At 47.1% G+C, this 1,382-nt stretch carries 2 protein-coding genes; both read left to right on the top strand.

Annotated features, from left to right (window positions below):
* A partial coding sequence (locus CHL74_RS15370) for an ISAon1 family transposase N-terminal region protein (protein WP_094882020.1) occupies positions 1-346 on the top strand: 346 nt, incomplete at its 5' end.
* Positions 312-1,358, top strand: a complete 1,047-nt coding sequence (locus tag CHL74_RS15365; RefSeq protein WP_094882019.1) for an ISAon1 family transposase — start codon at positions 312-314, stop codon at positions 1,356-1,358. The genes CHL74_RS15370 and CHL74_RS15365, both read left to right, overlap by 35 nt.
* Positions 1,359-1,382: the final 24 nt, after the last annotated feature.

Raw genomic sequence — 1,382 nt, 5'->3', positions numbered from 1 at the left:
GCCCGAACACATGCTGGATTGGTTCGACCTTAAAGACGTGTTTGTAGAGCAAAAGAAAGAAACAAAGCTTGTTCACATATACCTTGACGAAAACGAGCTGAGACCAGGTGACAGAACCGATATTCGTCCCAATGGTTTCACCCGTGAGAGCGTGTTCCATGACTTTCCAATCAGAGGACACGAGGTACTTCTTCACATCCGCCGTCGCCGTTGGCTTGACAGTGAGAATCACAATGTGATGACCGAATGCGAGTTCATCCAGGAAAGCACCCGCTGCTCTACGGAGTTGGCGGCTTTTTTAAAAGATGCGTTTGGAGACGCTCCCTATAACGGCCCGTTCGTTTGAGAACGACTACCACATAAACGGCGACAACTTTGAGAAAGCGTACAAGAACCACCTGAGCGGCTTTCGTGAATGGACGGAGCTTGACCATGCCGAGGAATGGCTGGTTTTCCCGGACAACATAGGTCCTCATGTCAGCATAGACGAGACATGCCTTTCTACTGGCGAGGTATACACTATTGTATGCAACAAGGACGCACATGGTCGTAAGGGATGTATAATAGCAATAATCAAAGGCACAAAGGCCAAGGATGCAATCAGCGTTTTGTCAAAGATACCTGAATCATTGAGAATGAACGTTGTAGAAGTGACGCTTGACTTTTCCGAGAGTATGCACAGCATCGTGGAAACTTGCTTCCCCAAAGCCATGCTTACACTTGACAGGTTTCACCATCAGCAGTTCTGTCTTGAAGCTTTGCAAGAAGTGCGCAGGGAGTATCGTAGGGAACAGATGACAAAGGATGCCAACGACCGTGAGGAGCATCGTCTCAGAATGAAAGAACGGACAAAGAATGACGGTCCTTGGGTTGACGAGGACGGACACGCCATCAGACGCAATGCGAAGTTTAGTCCTAAGCGACTGGAGAACGAGGAGACAAGGGCAGAGTTGCTGGCGCGGAGCAAGGCGCTGCTGATGATGTCGCCCGACAAATGGACAGAAACACAGAAAGAGAGATCCGAAATATTGTTCCGTGAGTTTCCTGATATCAAGACGGCATTTACGCTTACACATTCGCTTAGAATGATATTCTCACAAAGATGTTCCAAGGAACAGGGTGCTTTGAGCTTACGCTCATGGTACAGTAAGGTTGCTGAGTTCGGCAACAAGGCTTTCAATGACATTGCGGCAGCTATGTACGATAGAGAAGATGAAATCCTCAACTATTTTGTCTTTCGCTCTACCAACGCTTCTGCAGAATCTTTCAATGCAAAAGTCAAGCATTTCAGAGCACAACTTCGGGGTATCATTGACAAGAAATTCTTTCTCTTCAGACTAACAAGATTGTATGCTTAATCCACACACTTTTTCAGGTGAGCC

The sequence above is a fragment of the Prevotella sp. 885 genome, assembly GCF_002265625.1.
Classification (GTDB): domain Bacteria; phylum Bacteroidota; class Bacteroidia; order Bacteroidales; family Bacteroidaceae; genus Prevotella.
The sequence above is the reverse complement of the archived record's forward strand: the minus strand, read 5'-3'. Positions and strand labels throughout refer to the sequence as shown.